At 47.0% G+C, this 445-nt stretch carries 1 protein-coding gene; it reads left to right on the top strand.

Annotated features, from left to right (window positions below; translation table 11 throughout):
* Positions 1–18 precede the first annotated feature (18 nt).
* On the top strand, positions 19–445 hold a 427-nt coding region (locus ACT3RN_RS16140), incomplete at its 3' end, for a hypothetical protein (protein ID WP_444518873.1).

Raw genomic sequence — 445 nt, 5'->3', positions numbered from 1 at the left:
AAGAATAGGAACACTACCATGCTTCGCTTGACCAACACCGTGCTGCCCATGCACCCTGATAGGCTATATGCTAGTGAAGGCAGCACTCAAGCCCTCTATCCAAGTGCGCAGCAAGACATCAGTGCTCATCAAGCGTGGCAAAACAAGCTGATGCAGGCGTCTTATGAAGACGATATCATTGCCCAATTAAACCCAAACGGAAATCAACAACATCAGCAGCATGGTATCGATACTTATGTATTGCAAGTCTATATTCATGAGCGTCACCATCCGCCCTTTACACCGCTCACTGACTTAATCGGTAGCACACTTACCTTAAGCTTTGATACCCCAAGCGGCCTACATTACCGTCATTTATACCTAACGGCCATACATCAATTGGATCACGATGGCAGCTATGGCTATTATCGTCTGCTCGCACAACCACTTACCTATCGCTTGCATC

This window comes from Psychrobacter sp. AOP5-GZ1-6 (genome assembly GCF_052376345.1).
Taxonomy (GTDB): domain Bacteria; phylum Pseudomonadota; class Gammaproteobacteria; order Pseudomonadales; family Moraxellaceae; genus Psychrobacter.
The sequence above is the reverse complement of the archived record's forward strand: the minus strand, read 5'-3'. Positions and strand labels throughout refer to the sequence as shown.